Raw genomic sequence first — 15,153 nt, 5'->3', positions numbered from 1 at the left:
TGACGAGAGGTGACGGGGGATGACACGTCCCGAGTGCACACGTCATCCCCCGTCACGGGTCAACAACCCGCGAACTCCGGTTACTTGCAGCGCGCACCGGTGAACAGCGCGTACATTCGGTCGAGAAGCCAAAGAATCGCGTGCCCCAGAAGTCGCACCCATGTACAAGTGGGGAGGGAACGGTCACGTCCTCGCTGGAGCCGATCAGCGTTCACTTACGGCAAGCCCGTGTAGGCCGCGGCTGGAGTCAGCCGCGGTTGGTACGGGAGCTGCGTCAGGTTGCGCTCCGCCGTGGCCACCAACTTCCGTCGGACGCCAGCGTGAAGCGCCGTATCGCCAGTTGGGAGAACGGGCACAGCACGCCGGACGACTTCTACGGTCCACTTCTGTGTGAGGCGTACGGCCTCAGCGCCGCCGAGTTGGGGCTGAACCACGAGGGCGAGCGAGACACCGGACTCCTCGACGCCAGTTATCCGGCGAGCCCCGAAGGGGCCATCGAGACCGTCGGCCTACTGTGGCGCGCTGATCTGAACCGCTACGAGCCCCTGTTACAGGCCGAGCCGTCCGAGCCCGCATGGAACGAAGCCTCGCTTCGGTGGCTGGTCGCACCCGAACCGGCTGTTCCTCGGCAACATCGAGATGGAATGCGCGTCGGCTTCGGAGACGTAGCCGCCATCAAGACCACCGCGGACATGTTCGCCGAGTTGGACGACCGTTTCGGTGGCGACCACGCTCGGCACGCAGCCGTCCAGTACCTCAGCACCGAAGTGACACCGCTCCTGCGCGGGCAGTACACCGAGCAGGTCGGGCGAGCCCTGTTCTCCACCGTGGCGGAGGCAACTCTCCTGGCCGGTTGGATGTCCTACGACGCCTGCCGCCACGGCTTGGCACAGCGGTACTTCCTCCAGGCCCTCCGACTTGCCCAGGACGCCAACGACCGCCGACTCGCCGGGAGCATCCTGTCTGCCATGAGTCATCAGGCGACGTTCCTCGGTCGCTACACCCAGGCCGCGACACTCGCCCGTGCCGCCCTGATGGGCATCTCCCCCGTGGCTACTCCGACACTGCGCGCCCAGTTCCACGTCATGGAAGCCCGCGCTCTTGCCCGAACTGGCGACGTAGGAGCCTGCGAAGCCGCTCTGAGCGCAGCCACAAGGGCGTTGGAGAGCCGGAACAGCGACGACGAGCCCGAATGGATCAGCTACTTCGACGAGACCGAACTTGCCGCCGAGGCCGCGCACTGCTTCCGTGACGTCAACAGCGCCCGGCAGGCCGTCGCTCACGCCGAGAACGCCATGAGCGGCAATCACGTGCGGAGTGACTTCTTCGCGACCATGGTTCTCGCCGACGCGCACCTACGTGCCGGCGATGTCGAGGAGGCGTGCAGGGTGGCGCTCGATGCGCTGGACCTCGGCGAGCAGCTCAAGTCAGCCCGGTGTGTCAGCTACCTCGCCGAGTTTCGGCAGAGCCTCGCCGCCGTCGGCAAAACCACGGAAGCGCGAGCCTTCACGGAGCAAGTCGGAGAGCACAGACTCTGGGTGGCTTCCGAGGCTCACGTCAGTGTCTGACTCGCGTACGGCCGCCGCTCAGAACGGGCCCCACTCGTCTCGCCCCTCGCCGGTACGCAGTGACCGCACACGCCGCGCGAACTCCGCCGCAGAACGCTCGCTGCCGGCGACCTGGTGGCCGAGCCACGACACCATCATCAGTTCACGGAGATCCGCCAAGGTCTCGTAGCCGGGCCAGTTCATCAGGTCGAAGCCATACCGGTGAACGAACTCGGCGTACTCAGCCTTCGTATGCCAGCCGTACCGGTCGTAGAACATCGCCGTCTGGATCAGATCCCACTCACGCGGGGCCAGCGCGAAGCCGTCGAGGTCGATGAGCACCGCGTGACCGTCCCGGTGGCGGAGCACGTTACCGATGCTCGCATCCCCGTGGATCATCCCGAAGGGGAGGACGAAGTCCAGCCGGTCGTAGTCCTTGTGGAGCTTTGCGGCACGGTCCTCCAGGAACGTGCGGTCTTCCTCCGAGACGCCATCCATCTGCCTCAGAGAGCCCGACAGCTTCGCGAAGGGGTCGAAGTAGGGCAGCCTCAGGGATTCGGGTTCCTCAAGCCAGTGGAGTCGGCGCAGCAGGTCGGCCAACTCGCCCACCGTAGCGTACTCCTCGCGCTCCTGGACGCTCTCCCAGAAGGTCACGACCCGACCGCCGACCACGAGCGGTTGCGTGATGTCCGCCGGCACCCGAGTAGCCGGAAGGTCTTCCGCCTCCAACCACCGCGCAACCCGTACCGCCCGTTCCATGTCCTCCAGGACGTCGAGGTCACGGGCAACGCGAACAATGATCGGTGACTTCGATAAGCGGTACACGGCGTTGGAGCCGAGCCGCAGCAACTCTGCACCTTCCGGGTCCAGTTGGGCCTTCGCGCACGCCTCGCGCAGGACAGCCGCGAGGCCCTCCTCCGTGAACTCCGTGCCGCCGTCCTGGTCCCCGCCGCTGCCCGAGATCATGCCTTCGACCATACGGCGCCACCCTGCCGCTCGACAGGCCGCCCACGTAATAGGGGCGTAATGACCTTGGTCAGCAGGCCCCTTGAATGCCGCTCCCTCGCAGGTCAGGCCCACAAAAGCGTCACGGCCTCACCTGGCCTCCGGAGCCGTGTGCGCAGGTTCGAATCCTGCCGGGGGCACCTTGGATCAGGTGCCCAAAGACCCCGCCGTCAGCGCGCTAGCTGAGGACGGGGTCTTCGCGTATCCACGGACGGGCGGATGCGGCTGTAGTGGCCGTAGGTGGACGAACGGACGAGTTGGGGGATCTCGTGGATGTGACCACGCTTGCCGTCGCGCTCATCGGTGTCGGAGGGACGCTGGGCGGAACTCTCGGTGGGACGGTGCTCAGTCAGCGTGCCAACCGGGAGCAGAATCGGCGTGCGGATCTGGAGCGGGAGCAGGAACGTCACGAGCGGGCGATACAGCACCGGCGGGATCCCTACGCCCGTCTGAACGCCACCGCTCGCGCTTACCGGGTCGCCGCGCGGGACGCCGTAGAAGCCTCCCAGCGCGGTGAGAGTGTCGGGCCGGCGCTTCTCGACGCTGCCGAGGAAGCCTGGGCCGATGAGTACTCCCAGGCTCGGATGGCGCTGGCGAGGGACGTTCCGGACGTGGCCTCGGCTCTCAACAAGGCGCTCGGCGTGGGGTATTCGGTCGTCAAGCAGCTGGCCGGCAGCCCCGATCCGGGCAGGGCGTATCAGCGGGCGGAGAGGTGGTTCAGCGGGCCGTTGTCCGACGGCGTGTATCTGTTGCGGGTCACCCTGCGGCGCGATCTCGGTGTCGAGACCGAACCCCACTTCGAGCAGGCCCGTCTGCGGATGCTCACCACGCTCGACGACGTGCGCGACGACCTCGCGCGTCTGCTCGCCGCCGAGCGAGCCCAGGCCGCCTGACCGGTCCGATCCGCTTGGCCGGCAAGATCCGCCTGATCCACTCAAGTCATCCGATCCGCCTGACCAGTTGGTGGGGCTCAGCGGGAGCGCCGCGCGGAAGTGGAGTGGTTCGGGAGTCCTGTTGGTTCCGCGGGCGGTCTTCGCTACTTGTCCGCCCGGTACAGCTTGATGTCCTTGTTCACGAAGAGGTGGACGTAGCCGCAGCGCCAGCAGATCAGGCCGGTGGCGTTCTCGTCGGCCCAGGCCAGCTTCATGAACTCCATGCCGGTGCTGTTGAGGAGGATGCCGCGGTCGCGGAACAGATCTCCTTGGCAGACCTGGCACTTGAGCCAGATGTCTCCCAGCGCCGCGCGTACCGGCTTCTTCGCCATCGCCTGAACTCCCCCGTCCCTGCCGTGTGGTCGGAACGAGGCTACCCACACGTTCCCTCGGCGCGGGCGGTGGGTGAGAGGTGAGGGGTGAGGGGTGCGTGCCGCATACGCGAGCGGCGTGCCGCCCCTGGATGGGGCGGCACGCCGCGGATGTCACGTCACCGCTTGGGCCTCACGGCGTCATAGCGCCATAGCGCCATAGCGTCATAACGCCGTTGCGCAGGTGATCAGTGGTGGCCGCCGCCGCCACCGTGGCCGCCGCCGTTGTGACCGCCGCCGCCGTTGTGGCCGCCACCTCCGTTGTGGCCGCCGCCCCCGTGGCCACCCCAGGACTTGTCGTCCACGAGGCGGCGGTGGTCGTTGCGGAGGGTGGCGGTGTCGGAGCGGTTGTCCCAGGCGTAGTCGCGGCGGTCCTGGTAGACGTCCTTGGCGGTGTCGCGGCCCTTTCCGGTGTGGACGCGGACGGTGGCGTGGCCGTCGAGGCGGTAGTGGCGGAAGGTGTAGGTCTTGCCGTCCTTGCCCGACAGCTTCCAGCCGTCGAGGTTGACGCTACGACGGTCGTGGTTGGTGATCTCCACCCACTCGTTGTTCAGCGAACGGGCGGAGCGGTCGTCCGGCCCCGGAGAGTCGGCTTGCACGCGGCTGATCTCCACGCTCGGCCGGGCCGCGTGGTCGGCCGCGGTCGCCGGCAGTGCCGCCGCGCCGACGAGAGCGCCGGCAGCCAGAGCGGCTGCGGCCAGACGGCGGACGGACACGGAAGGTGAAGAGGTCACGGGTTCCCCCAGCATGGTGCGGGCACTTCCCTGGATACGGCTACGGCCGGACCCCGGGCTGTGCGGTGTGCGGGTGGCGGCCTGTTGGCCGCACACCCACACCTTCTCCACCGGGCGGACGGGATATGAGCGATACGTGAATCGTGTTACGAGTCGGTCGTATTTCCGTGACTGTCGGCTGTACCGTCCATTTATGTGCGTGATGCACCAGGTTGACGCCCTGGCAGGACGACATGCCTTGTGGGCACTGGGCCGGGTTCCGTTTTCGCCACGGTGCGCCACCCCGGGCCCGCCGGGAGCGTCACCCGAAAGTGAGTAACGGCGGGCCTCCCACCTGCACATTGTTACTGGTAGTAACAGGTCTTCGTCGCTCCTGCTGCCGGGTCACCGAACACCCCGTTGGTGCAGGGGGTGCCCCCGTTGAACGAGCCGTAGAAGTACTGGCCGTTCGCTCCGTACGCCACCTCGTGGGTGCCGGAGAAGGAGCAGGTGCCGTTCTCCGCCGCGCAGGTCGTCCAGGTCGCGAAGGTCGGGGGTGGCGATACGACGTAGCAAGTCTTCGCCGTGCCTGAGATCGGGTCGCCGAAGACCGTGTTGGTGCAGGGAGTGCCGCCCGGGAGCGTGGCGTAGCGGTACGAACCCGCGGCGCCGTACGCGACCGTCATCACGCCGGAGAAGGAACAGGTGTTGTTCTCCGACGCGCACGGGGACCAGATGTTGGTTGCCGGGGGTGCCGCTTCCGCGTAGCAGGACTTCACCACTCCGGACGTCGGGTCGCCGAATACGGCCGTGGTGCAGGGAGTTGAGCCGGTCGTTGTTGTGTAGTTGAAGCGGCCGTTCGCGCCGAAGGCCACCGCCGATGTGCCGTTGAGGGCGCAGGTGGCGTTCTCGGCGGCGCACTGGGTCCAAGTGCCGGGTAGAGCTTGGGTGGTGGAGCCCGTGGCGCCGGTCGTCGTGTACGCCGCTACGTAGTCGACGCTCAGGGTGCCGCCCGACGATGTCGACGCCGTGGGCGTGGTGCAGCCGCATGTCGCGTTCGGGAATGTGCCGCCCATCGCCAGGTCCAGGATGATCGACTGGTTGTGGTCGAAGGCCGCCTGCCAGGTGGCGGTGCCCACTTGGGCCTCGGAGACCGAGTAGTAGGCGTTGCCGTCCAGGTAGAACGTGATCGTCTCCGCCGATGTGTTGGTGCGGTCGAGGATCATCGCGTACGTGTGGAAGCCGTTCTGGCAGCCGGAGCAGGCGCGCAGGCCGCTGCTGATTCCGGTGCCCTCGTTGCAGGGACCGCCCGGGGAGGTGCCGCAGTGAATCGTGCCGGCCACGTCGGAGAGGGCGTTGACGTCCTCCATGACGTCGATCTCGCCGTTCTCCGGCCACTGGCCGGGGCCCAGCATCCAGAACGCCGGCCAGTAGCCCAACCCGCTTGCGGGGCTGGGCTGTTGGATGGACGCGACGACCTCCAGCTTGCCGCCCGCCGGTGCGCCCACGTTCGCGGTCGGGGTCTGGATCCGGCCCGAGGTCCACGAACTGCCGGAGCCCAGCGCGGTGATGTTCAGGTTGCCGTTGCCGTCGAGGTGGGTGTTGGCCGTGGAGTCGGTCATCGTCTCGATCTCGCCGGTCCCGAAGCTGGAACCCGGGCCGGTGTCGAACTTCCAGTTGGCCGACGAAGGGGCCGATCCCGCCGAGCCGTTGAAGTCGTCGGTGAAGACGGTGGACCAGCCGGAGGGTGCTCCGGGGGCGGCGGCGGTCGCGGGCTCGGTGGTCGTGGCGCCGTAGAGCAGGGCGACCATCGGGGCCAGGGTCGCCAGCCAGACCAGACGTCTCGGCCGCGGCCTGCGTCCGGTGGTGCGGGTGTCGTTCGATCCGAGCTTCGATCTGAACATCGATCCGAGCTTCGATCTGAACATCGATCTGAACATCGATCTGAACATCGTCCGGCCTTCCGTGTGAGGAGCTGGCGGAACGTGCGGAACCCGGCGGCCGGTGGATTGAAACGTTCAACCCGCCGGCCGACCGAGCGAAATCGGCATGGACATCGGCAGCGACTTCAGAGGTGCGGCTACTGCACGTAGCAGGACTTCGCGGTGCCGGAGATGGGGTCACCGAAGACCGCGTTGCCGCACCCGGTCGACCCGGACACGGACCGGTACACGTACCGTCCGGCCGCGCCGTACGCCACCTCGTGGGTGCCGGAGAAGGTGCAAGTCCCGTCTTCCGCCGCGCAGTTGGTCCAGGTGGCGAAGGACGGCGGGGCGCCGATCAGGTAGCAGGACTTGGCGGTGCCGGAGGCCGGGTCGCCGAACACGGCGTTGGAGCATGCCGTACCGCCGGGCAGGGTCGCGTAGGTGAAGGAGCTGCCCGCGCCGTAGGCCACCGTCATCACGCCGGAGAAGGCGCACGTGCCGCCCTCGGCCGCACAGGAAGTCCAGACGTTGGTCGCGGGCGGGGCGCTCTGGCCGTAGCAGGACTTCGCGGTGCCGGAGATCGGGTCGCCGAAGACCGCGTTGGTGCAGGGCGTGGAGCCGGTCTCCGTCGCGTAGTTGAACCTGCCGCTCGCGCCGTAGGCGACCGCCGTCGTACCGCTGACCGCGCAGGTGCCGTTCTCGCTCGCGCACTGGGCCCAAGTCCCTGGCAGCGCCTGCGCAGTTGAGCCGGTTCCCCCGCCACCGCTGCTGCTGCCCGAGGTGAACGGCTGGAAGATCCGCGCGAAGTCACCGGTGTTCTGGCTGACGCCGCTGCAACTGCCGGAGGCCGAAGTCTGGCCGGGGCAACCGCCGTTGTCGCGGTTCTGCGACCAGTACGACACCAGCGCGATGCCCCGCGAGGCGTCGAAGGCCTCGACGCTGCGGGCGTTGTCGAGGGTGAAGATCTCGCCCGCGCTGTCGTTCTGGCCGATCATCGGGGTGTTGCCGAGCTTGGCGTACGCGGCGGAGGTGGAGATGCCGAACGCGCTCGCGACCTGGCTCGCCGCCGCGTCCACGGACGTGTTGGCCGCGTTGCCCATGTCGGTGCCCGAGGAGCCGTAGTCCATGGTCATCAGGTTGACGATGTCCGGGGTGAAGCCGTTGGAGCGCGCGTTGTTGAGGACGTTCAGGCCGTCGCCCGAGAGGCCGCTGGGGAGGGCGGGGAGGGTGACGGAGATCGAGAGTGAGCGGCCGTTGTTGGCGGCCCAACTGCGCACCTGGGCAAGGGCCTTGTCGCGGCGGTCGATGCCGGAGGAGTTGGTGAGGGACGCCGACTCGATGTCGAAGTCGACGTGCGAGAGGTTGAAGGTGGTGATGACGTTCTCGATCTGCGCTGCCGCCGCCTCGGGGCTGGAGCAGGAGTCGCCGATCTCGGTGAGCGAGGTGTCGGCGGTGTAGCCGCCGAAGGACATGGAGACGTCGCCGCCCAGGCCGCGGATGCCGTCGATCTGCGACTGGAGGGCGGACTGGCCCGGCACCTGCCACTGACAGCCGGGGCCGTCGACGAACGCGGCGGTGAAGAACTTGGTGCCGTAGTTGTTGGCCACATCGGTGAGGGAAACGTTTCCCGAGCCCGCGTCGAAGTACGGCGCGAAGACATGGGCGGGCCAGGGGTTCGGGGCGGAGGCCGCGGAGGCGGGCGCCGCCGCCGAGGTGAGGCCGGCCGCCGCGAGGGCTCCGGCCAGCAGGGCGGTGGAGAGGGCGGACAGGAGGGAGCGGGATCTCGATCGGGTACGCATGCGCGACCTCCACAGAGGGGGATGGGGGGGTGAATCGATTCAATCCCTGCGCGATATTGGTGCAGACCAATTCGCTGTGTTGGCTCAGGGAAGCAGCGTTGACAGGGGCGAGTCAAGGCAAGGGCGGGTCAAGGGTTTCGGGGAGCGTCGGCGGGACCGCCGCGGCTCGACGACGGGTGTCGTGACGGGCACGGATTGGTTGCGGGACGGCGCACCTTCCTCTCAACTCCCTTTCACCGGGCGCACCATGGCGACTTATGGGGAACTTGAGCGGGGGCATCGGGGGCCGGGATCGCTACGTCGACTTCCTTCGGGCGTGGGCGATCGTGCTGGTGGTGTTCGGGCACTGGCTGATCACCGGATTGGTGCGGGAGCCCGACGGGGCGATCAGCGCACCGGAGCTGCTCGCGACCGTGCCCTGGACCCAGTGGCTCACTCTGGGGTTCCAGATCATGCCGCTGTTCTTCCTGGCCGGCGGCCATGCGGCGGGCGGCTCCTGGGCGCGGGCCCGCAACGAGGGCCGTACGGCGACCGGTTGGGTGGGACAGCGGGCGCTACGGCTGCTGCTGCCGGCCGGGGTGTACAGCGGGCTGGTGCTGGTCGCCGTCGCGATCTGCTCGGCGGTCGGGGTGGATCCCGGCATCCTCGCGCTCGTCGGGTGGGCGATGGCCATGCAGTTCTGGTTCCTGCCGGTGTATCTGCTGCTCAGCGCGGCAACGCCGGTGCTGCACACGGCACATCGGAGGTGGGGGCTGCGCGTGCCGGTGGTGATGGGGGCGGTCGCGGTCGGTGCCGATGCGCTGGTGGTCGCCGTGCACGCGCCCTTCGTCGGGCTGCTCAACTACGTGCTCGTGTGGGGCGTCGCGTATCAACTGGGGTTCTGCTGGCGGGACATGCTCCTCGCCGAACGGTCCCCCGTCTCCGTCTGCATGGCCGTGGGCGGTGCGGTCGTCTTCGCCGTGCTGGTCGCGTTCGGGCCGTTCCCGGTGAGCCTGATTCTGGTGACCGGGCAGAGTCCCAGCAACACCAATCCCCCGTCGGCGGCCATGCTGGCGTGGGCAGTTGGGCAGGTCGGGGTGGCGCTGCTGCTCGCGCCGGTCCTGCGGAGGCTGTTGGAGCGCGAGCAACTGTGGGGGCTGGTACGGCCGTTGGGCGGGGCCAGTATGACGCTCTACCTGTGGCACATGTTGCCGGTGCTGATCGTCGCCGGCGCCTTCTATCTCACCGGGCTCGCGCCCGAACCGGCTTACGGGTCGGGGAGTTGGTGGGCGTTGCGGGTGCCGTGGCTGGCTGTGCTCGGGGTGGTGCTGGTGGGGGTCGTAGGGGCGCTGGGGCCGTTGGAGCGGGGGCTCGCGGCGGTGTACGAGCGGACTCGGCCGGGTGATCTGCCGCTTGAACTCCCGCGTCGGCCTTGGGCGTTGTGGGGTGGGATGGCGGCGAGTGTGAGTGCGCTGATCTGGTTCGCCGGGCATGGGTTTGCCTATGGCGGGCGGTTCCCGGTGTTGCCTGCGGTGGGGCTGGTGGTGGGGGTCGGGCTGGTCATGGTGGTGGGGCGGAGTGCGGTGGACCGGGGTGTGCGCATCAGCGTCTGAGTGGCTTGTGTTGTCTTGCGAGTGCGGGTCTGCTGTGGCTGGTCGCGCCCGCGCGGCGGAGCCGCAAATGTCACAGCCCCGCGCCCCTTGGGGGTTGCCCTGCCCGGGACCAGAAGGCGGCGTGTGTTTTTCGCCTGGTACAGCACGGCCAGTGCCCGGCGGGCCACCGCCCTGCCGATCGGTCATGGTGATGGGGCGGGACGGCTCGTGCCGTTCCGCCCCGTCACCCTCCAACAGCCTTAGTGCCTACGGCACTTCGACACGTCGATGCGGACGATCTGTGGGTCGTGGTCGCTCGCCTGGTCCGCGAACTCCGCGTTGATGTGGACGACGTCGTAGTTGAAGGACGTCACCGCGGGGCTGGTCAGGATGTGGTCCAGGGTCTGGGAGTTGCCGTCGTAGACGTAGGTGTAGCGCTCGGCGGCGGGGAGGGTGGTGATCAGGGGCTTGAGGACCTTGTCGGCCGTCAGGGTGGTCACCGTCTGGGAGAACTCGTAGTCGTTCAGGTCGCCGAGGACGACCGCCTTGGCGTTCTTGTCCGCCGCCAGCAGGGACTTGACGAAGGTGTTGACCTCCGCCGCCTGGGCCGCGCGCTGGGTCTCCGAGCTGCGGGCCGGGGGCTGGTAGCGGCCGTGGATCGGCTGGTCGCCGCCCTTGGAGATGAAGTGGTTGGCGATCACGAAGACCTGCTCGCCCTGGAAGGTGAACTCGCCGACCAGGGGCTTGCGGCTGTCCTCCCAGGCCGCGTTGGTCGGGTCGATACGGCCCGGGGAGTAGGTGAGTTCGACGCCCTTGCGGGTCTTCACCACGCTCGTGGCCGTGGTCGCGTCGCCGCCCTTGTGGTCGGTGAAGGAGACCCGCTTGGGGTTGAAGAGGAAGACCTGGCGGATGTTGCCGCCGGGCTCGCCGCCGTCCGCGTTGTTCGTCGGCGAGATGTAACGCCACTTGTACGCCGGGCCGCCGGCCGCGCGGACCGCGTCGGTGAACCGCTTCAGGGTGCCCTCGGCCGTCACCGTGCCGTCGTTCGTCGCGCCGTTGTCGTCCTGGATCTCCTCCAGGGCCACGATGTCGGGCGAGTTGAGGTTGACCGCGACGCCCTCGGCGAGCCGGTCGAACTTCTCCTGGGTGTCGAGCGCGTCCAGGTTCTCCACGTTGTACGTGGCGACCGCGAGCTCGTCCTTCTTCTGACGGCGGGTCACCTCCTGCTTCAGGCCCTTGTCGACGAGGGTGCCGAGCTGGGTGGCCTGGACGTTGTAGCCGCCGTAGGTGGAGTAGTCGAGCGGGCCCGTGGTCGTACCTGAGAGTTCGTCACCTACGTTGGCCACGGGGAACGTTGAGGTGGTGTCGAGCGACATCACCTCGATACGGCCTGTGTTGGGCTGGTCGTAGGAGGAGTAGAGGGTGCCGCCGCGTGCCGTGGCGTTCTCGTTCGGCTTGACCGTGACCCACAGCTCGCCGTAGGCGTCCGAAGCACCGACCACGCGGGCGTCGGCGAAGGTGACCCGCATGCCCTCCAGGGACTCGTAGAAGTCCTGGGCGTAGACGGTGGGTTGGAGCGCGAGGGACTCGATGCTGCCGCCGGACGCGGTCGGGATGTAGGCGTCGGGGACCGAGGTCGCGTCCAGCGTCACGGCGTCCGGCAGGGCGTTGCCGCTGGAGAGGACCGTGGTGGTCGGGCCGGTGATCTCGGTGTTCGACTGGCTGGTGCTGCTCGGGTAGTACTCGCTGACCTTGCCGGTGACCAGGACCGAATCGCCCGCCGCCACCGTGGGCTTGGTGGAACCGGTGTAGACGAACACGGCCTCGCTGGTGCGCGGGTCGGTGTCGGGCGTCGGGTCCTGGATCCAGTAGCCGAGGGAGCCGCTGCTGCGGACGCCGGTGACGATGCCCGGGACGCGGGTGACCGTCTGGCCGGAGTACGGCGAGAGGCGGGTCGTGCCCTGGATGTCGTGGACGCGGACGGTACCGGGGTCGGTGGGCGAGCCGCCGTCACCACCGTCGCCGCCGCCGTCGCCCGAACCGGGCGTCTGGCCGGCCGAGTTGACCGGTGACGGGGTACCGGCGGTGAAGTCGGCCGCGTTGTCGTCGGTGTCGGCGAGCGAGTCGGCGCGGGCGACGCCAGCCGTGTTGGAGGCGCCGGTGGCCGGGCCGCTGCCCTCGCGGACGACCGCGGTGCCGTAGCCCGTGAGGTCGACGATGCTCGGGTCGGCCGCGCAGTCCGCGACGGTCTTGCAGGTGAGCGCGGTGGTGCCGGAGACCAGGGCGATCGTGCCGGAGGTGGCGCTCATCGCGATCGAGCCGGTGGCGTCGGTGGTCGGCAGCGCGGTCGTGCCGCCGCTGCCGGTGCCCTCGCCGACCAGGTAGCGGGCGCCGGGGGCGATCGCGCCGGTGAGGGCGGTGACCTGCCAAGTGGAGCCGGAGGAAGGCGTTCCGGGCAGGTACTGGACGCTGTAGCCCGACAGGTCGTAGGCCGTCGAACCGGCGTTGCCGAGTTCGACGAAGTCCCTGGTCAAGGTCGCTCCCGAGTTGCCCCCGCCGCCGTATACCTCCGCAATGACCGCCGAGGCGGAGGGAGTTGCGGACGCGGTGGGCAGGGCGGTGAAGGCGAATGCTCCCGCCGCGCCCACCGAGACGATCGCTTGGGCGGTGCGGCGGGCGCGGGGTCTGCGCCCTTCAGGTCTGGACACGCTGGCGGTCTCCTCGTACTTCGTGTAGCTGCCGATACCGGGTGCCTGTGGGGAGTCGGCTCAAGTTACGCGCGTAGAAAGGGAGTTGCCAGAGGGTCTCGCGTTAAATCCAGGGAACAAGTGAGCGCGGGGGCGGCTGCGACGGCCACGAAAGTGATGTTCCACACATAACCCCGGCGATCAACTGGACAACTCGCCCCATTTCAGCGGACCTTGAAAGCTCCCGGGGCGCAACAGGTTCATCGTTCAACCGTCGCTTTTTCCGATTTGATCCAGTTCACTCGGGATGGTTTGCCGTAGGGCATAAGCCTGTTCCGTCCCCAGGAAGCGTGTATCGATATGTCCAATTCATCCGATTCGTCGCAAGTCCCCTTCGCGCCCCACCCGGTGACCGCCGCCGAGGTCATCCCGGGCGACCTGATCGCCCTGACCCCGGACGACGCCGAACGCGCCTGCTGGTACGTCGTCACCCACACCCTCCCCGAGACGCCCGAGACGATCCGCGTCACCCTGCGGCCACCGCTCGGCGGAACGGACCACGACGAGGTGCTCGGCCGCGACCGCCGGGTGATCAGCGGGTGCCGGCGACTGGATGTGGGGTCAGTGCCGCGACTCGTCTCCGATGACCTCGCGTCCGTCGAGTTCCGGGAGGGCGACCGGGTGAGTTCGTTGCGGGTGGTGGATCCGGGGGCGGACGAGGTGTCGTACGTGCGGCGGTGGGGGGTGTGGCATCGGGATCTGGACGGGGGGTCGGGGGATGACGTCTTGAGCGATGCGGAGGTTCGGGGGTGGGGTGGTGCGGAGACGCCGGGGGCTGGTGCGGAGACCTCGGGTGCCGGTTCCGGTTCCGGTGGCGAGTTCGTCGTACGGCATCATCCGCGGCCGGAGCGGGTGGTGGCGGCCGTGGGAGGGCCGCGGCGGGTGGTGGTCACCGGGCTGGGGGCCGTTACGCCGCTCGGGGTCGGGGTCGACGAGTTGTGGCGGGGGCTGCTCGACGGGCGGCACGGGATACGGGAACTGGACGGGGAGGAGTTCGCGGAGCTGCCCGTGCGGGTGGCCGGGACCGTGCCCGTCGATCCGATGGAGCTGCTGCCGCGTCAGGCGGCGCGGCGGATGAACCGGGCCGCGCAGTTCGCGGTGCTGGCCGCGCGGGAGGCGTGGGGCGACGCCGGTTTCGTGGCGGGCGGCACGCGCGAGAGCGGGCTCGATCCGGAACGGGTCGGGGTCAGTCTCGGCGCGATTCTCGGGGACGCGTCCGTGCTCGTCGGCGGCGACCGCAAGCTGCGGGACAAGGGGCCGCGCGGCGTCTCGCCGCTCACCACGCCCATGACCGTTCCGTCGCAGGCCGCGTCCCAGGTCTCCCTCGACCTGCACATCACCGGCGAGGCCCGCACAGTCACCGCGGCGTGTGCCTCCGGCACGGAGGCGATCGGGGCGGCCATCGACCGCATACGGTACGGCCGGGTCGACATCGCCCTCGCGGGTGGGGCCGAGGCGGTCGTCACGCCGGCGATCATGGCGTCGTTCGCGGCGATGCGGGCGTTGTCCACGCGGGGGTTGGCGGACGGTTCGTCACCGTCACGGCCGTTCGCGAAGGACCGGGACGGGTTCGTGAACGGGGAGGGCGCGGGGGTGCTCGTCCTGGAGGCCGAGGAACACGCACGCGCGCGTGGGGCGCGGATCTACTGCGAGGCGGCGGGGTGGGGACTGTCCGCCGACGCGCATCACATGGCGGCGCCGGATCCGTCGGGCGCCGGGGTCGCGCTCGCCGTGCGGCGGGCGGTGCGGGACGCGGGCGGGTATGTCGCGGACGTCGTCCATGTGAACGCGCATGCGACGGCGACGGTGGAGGGGGATCTCGCCGAGGCGGGGGCATTGCGGGCGGTGTTCGGTCGCAGAAACGTTCCTGTTACCGCGCTCAAGGGGAATCTCGGGCATCTGCAGGGGGCTGCGGGTGGGGTTGAGGCGGTGGCGACGGTGCTGACGTTGCATCACGGGGTGGTGCCGCCGACTGTGGGGGCGGGGAGTGAGCTGGATGATGCGATCGGGCTGGATGTGGTGATGGGGGTGGCGCGGGAGTTGCCTGGGGGTGGGCTCGGGGGTGTGTCTGCGGGTGTGCGTGCGGGTGTGCCGGGGGTGGGGGATCTCGCGTTGAGTAACTCGTTTGGTTTCGGGGGGCATAACGCGGTGTTGGCGTTGCGGCGGGTGGGGTAGCGCGGGGCGGGGGCGGGGCGGGGAGAGGGGGCGGCTCGGGCTGGTTGCTCGCGGGGGGGGCTTTCCGAGGTCATTGCCGAGGTCATTGCCGAGGTCATTGCCGAGGTCATTGCCGGGGTCGTTGCCGGGGTCGTTGCCGGGGTCGTTGCCGGGGTCGTTGGCGGTTTCTTCGCGGGCGCGGTGAGCTGGGCGAGGTGGTGGTCGTGGTGGCGGTGGGTGGGTGGCTGAGTGGGTGGGTGGCGCTGCGCGGGGACCGGGAAGGGGACTGTGGCTCGGGCCGTTCGTTTGCGGGGAGTTGCTCTCTTCTGCGGGGAGTCGGTCTCTTCGCCGGGGTCTTCGCCAGAGGTCTCTTCGCGGGCGCGGTGGAC

The 15,153-nt window shown here is 69.0% G+C and carries 11 protein-coding genes; 5 read left to right on the top strand and 6 right to left on the bottom strand.

Features of this window, described 5'->3' with window-relative positions; translation table 11 throughout:
• Positions 1 to 320 precede the first annotated feature (320 nt).
• Positions 321 to 1,568: a hypothetical protein gene (locus tag OG588_RS33850; protein WP_405950556.1), complete on the top strand. Its 1,248-nt coding sequence runs from the start codon at positions 321 to 323 to the stop codon at positions 1,566 to 1,568.
• 18 nt (positions 1,569 to 1,586) lie between these two features.
• Here OG588_RS33850 and OG588_RS33845 read toward each other — a convergent pair whose 3' ends face one another.
• Positions 1,587 to 2,513 carry a phosphotransferase family protein gene (locus tag OG588_RS33845; RefSeq protein ID WP_405950555.1) on the bottom strand — a complete coding sequence of 309 codons (927 nt, stop codon included), beginning with the start codon at positions 2,511 to 2,513 and terminating at the stop codon, positions 1,587 to 1,589.
• Positions 2,514 to 2,827: 314 nt separating this feature from the next.
• Between OG588_RS33845 and OG588_RS33840 the strand changes: the two genes are divergently transcribed.
• Complete coding sequence (locus OG588_RS33840; RefSeq protein ID WP_405950554.1) at positions 2,828 to 3,445, top strand: hypothetical protein; 618 nt, start codon at positions 2,828 to 2,830, stop codon at positions 3,443 to 3,445.
• A gap of 143 nt (positions 3,446 to 3,588) precedes the next feature.
• Here the strand turns inward: OG588_RS33840 and OG588_RS33835 are convergent, their stop codons facing one another.
• The 4 genes from OG588_RS33835 to OG588_RS33820 all read right to left on the bottom strand — a co-directional run bounded on the left by OG588_RS33835 (position 3,589) and on the right by OG588_RS33820 (position 8,292).
• The gene (locus tag OG588_RS33835; RefSeq protein WP_405950553.1) at positions 3,589 to 3,816 is read right to left on the bottom strand and encodes a hypothetical protein; all 228 of its coding nucleotides are present in this window, start codon (positions 3,814 to 3,816) and stop codon (positions 3,589 to 3,591) included.
• Positions 3,817 to 4,043: 227 nt separating this feature from the next.
• Positions 4,044 to 4,604, bottom strand: a complete 561-nt coding sequence (locus OG588_RS33830) for a lamin tail domain-containing protein (RefSeq protein ID WP_398852580.1) — start codon at positions 4,602 to 4,604, stop codon at positions 4,044 to 4,046.
• Positions 4,605 to 4,933: 329 nt separating this feature from the next.
• Positions 4,934 to 6,472 carry a glycoside hydrolase family 16 protein gene (locus OG588_RS33825; RefSeq protein WP_405950552.1) on the bottom strand — a complete coding sequence of 513 codons (1,539 nt, stop codon included), beginning with the start codon at positions 6,470 to 6,472 and terminating at the stop codon, positions 4,934 to 4,936.
• A 176-nt stretch (positions 6,473 to 6,648) separates the two neighbouring features.
• Entirely contained in the window at positions 6,649 to 8,292 is a 1,644-nt protein-coding gene (locus OG588_RS33820) for a chitinase (RefSeq protein WP_405950551.1), read from the bottom strand.
• Between the two features lie 257 nt (positions 8,293 to 8,549).
• Between OG588_RS33820 and OG588_RS33815 the strand changes: the two genes are divergently transcribed.
• Positions 8,550 to 9,884, top strand: coding sequence for an acyltransferase (locus OG588_RS33815; protein ID WP_405950550.1), 1,335 nt, complete (start codon positions 8,550 to 8,552; stop codon positions 9,882 to 9,884).
• 239 nt (positions 9,885 to 10,123) lie between these two features.
• On the opposite strand, the gene OG588_RS33810 is transcribed toward OG588_RS33815, so the two are convergent.
• Positions 10,124 to 12,511 (bottom strand): lamin tail domain-containing protein, encoded by a 2,388-nt coding sequence (locus OG588_RS33810; RefSeq protein WP_405953276.1) that lies wholly within the window; start codon positions 12,509 to 12,511, stop codon positions 10,124 to 10,126.
• Between OG588_RS33810 and OG588_RS33805 the strand changes: the two genes are divergently transcribed.
• Together OG588_RS33805 and OG588_RS33800 are read left to right on the top strand one after the other, a co-directional pair.
• Positions 12,438 to 12,599 (top strand): hypothetical protein, encoded by a 162-nt coding sequence (locus OG588_RS33805; protein WP_405953424.1) that lies wholly within the window; start codon positions 12,438 to 12,440, stop codon positions 12,597 to 12,599. The genes OG588_RS33810 and OG588_RS33805 overlap by 74 nt on opposite strands.
• A gap of 311 nt (positions 12,600 to 12,910) precedes the next feature.
• Positions 12,911 to 14,785 (top strand): beta-ketoacyl-[acyl-carrier-protein] synthase family protein, encoded by a 1,875-nt coding sequence (locus OG588_RS33800; protein ID WP_405950549.1) that lies wholly within the window; start codon positions 12,911 to 12,913, stop codon positions 14,783 to 14,785.
• Positions 14,786 to 15,153 lie beyond the last annotated feature (368 nt).

It is taken from the genome of Streptomyces prunicolor (assembly GCF_045162825.1).
GTDB lineage: Bacteria > Actinomycetota > Actinomycetes > Streptomycetales > Streptomycetaceae > Streptomyces > Streptomyces prunicolor.
This window is presented reverse-complemented; position numbering and strand designations above follow the sequence as displayed.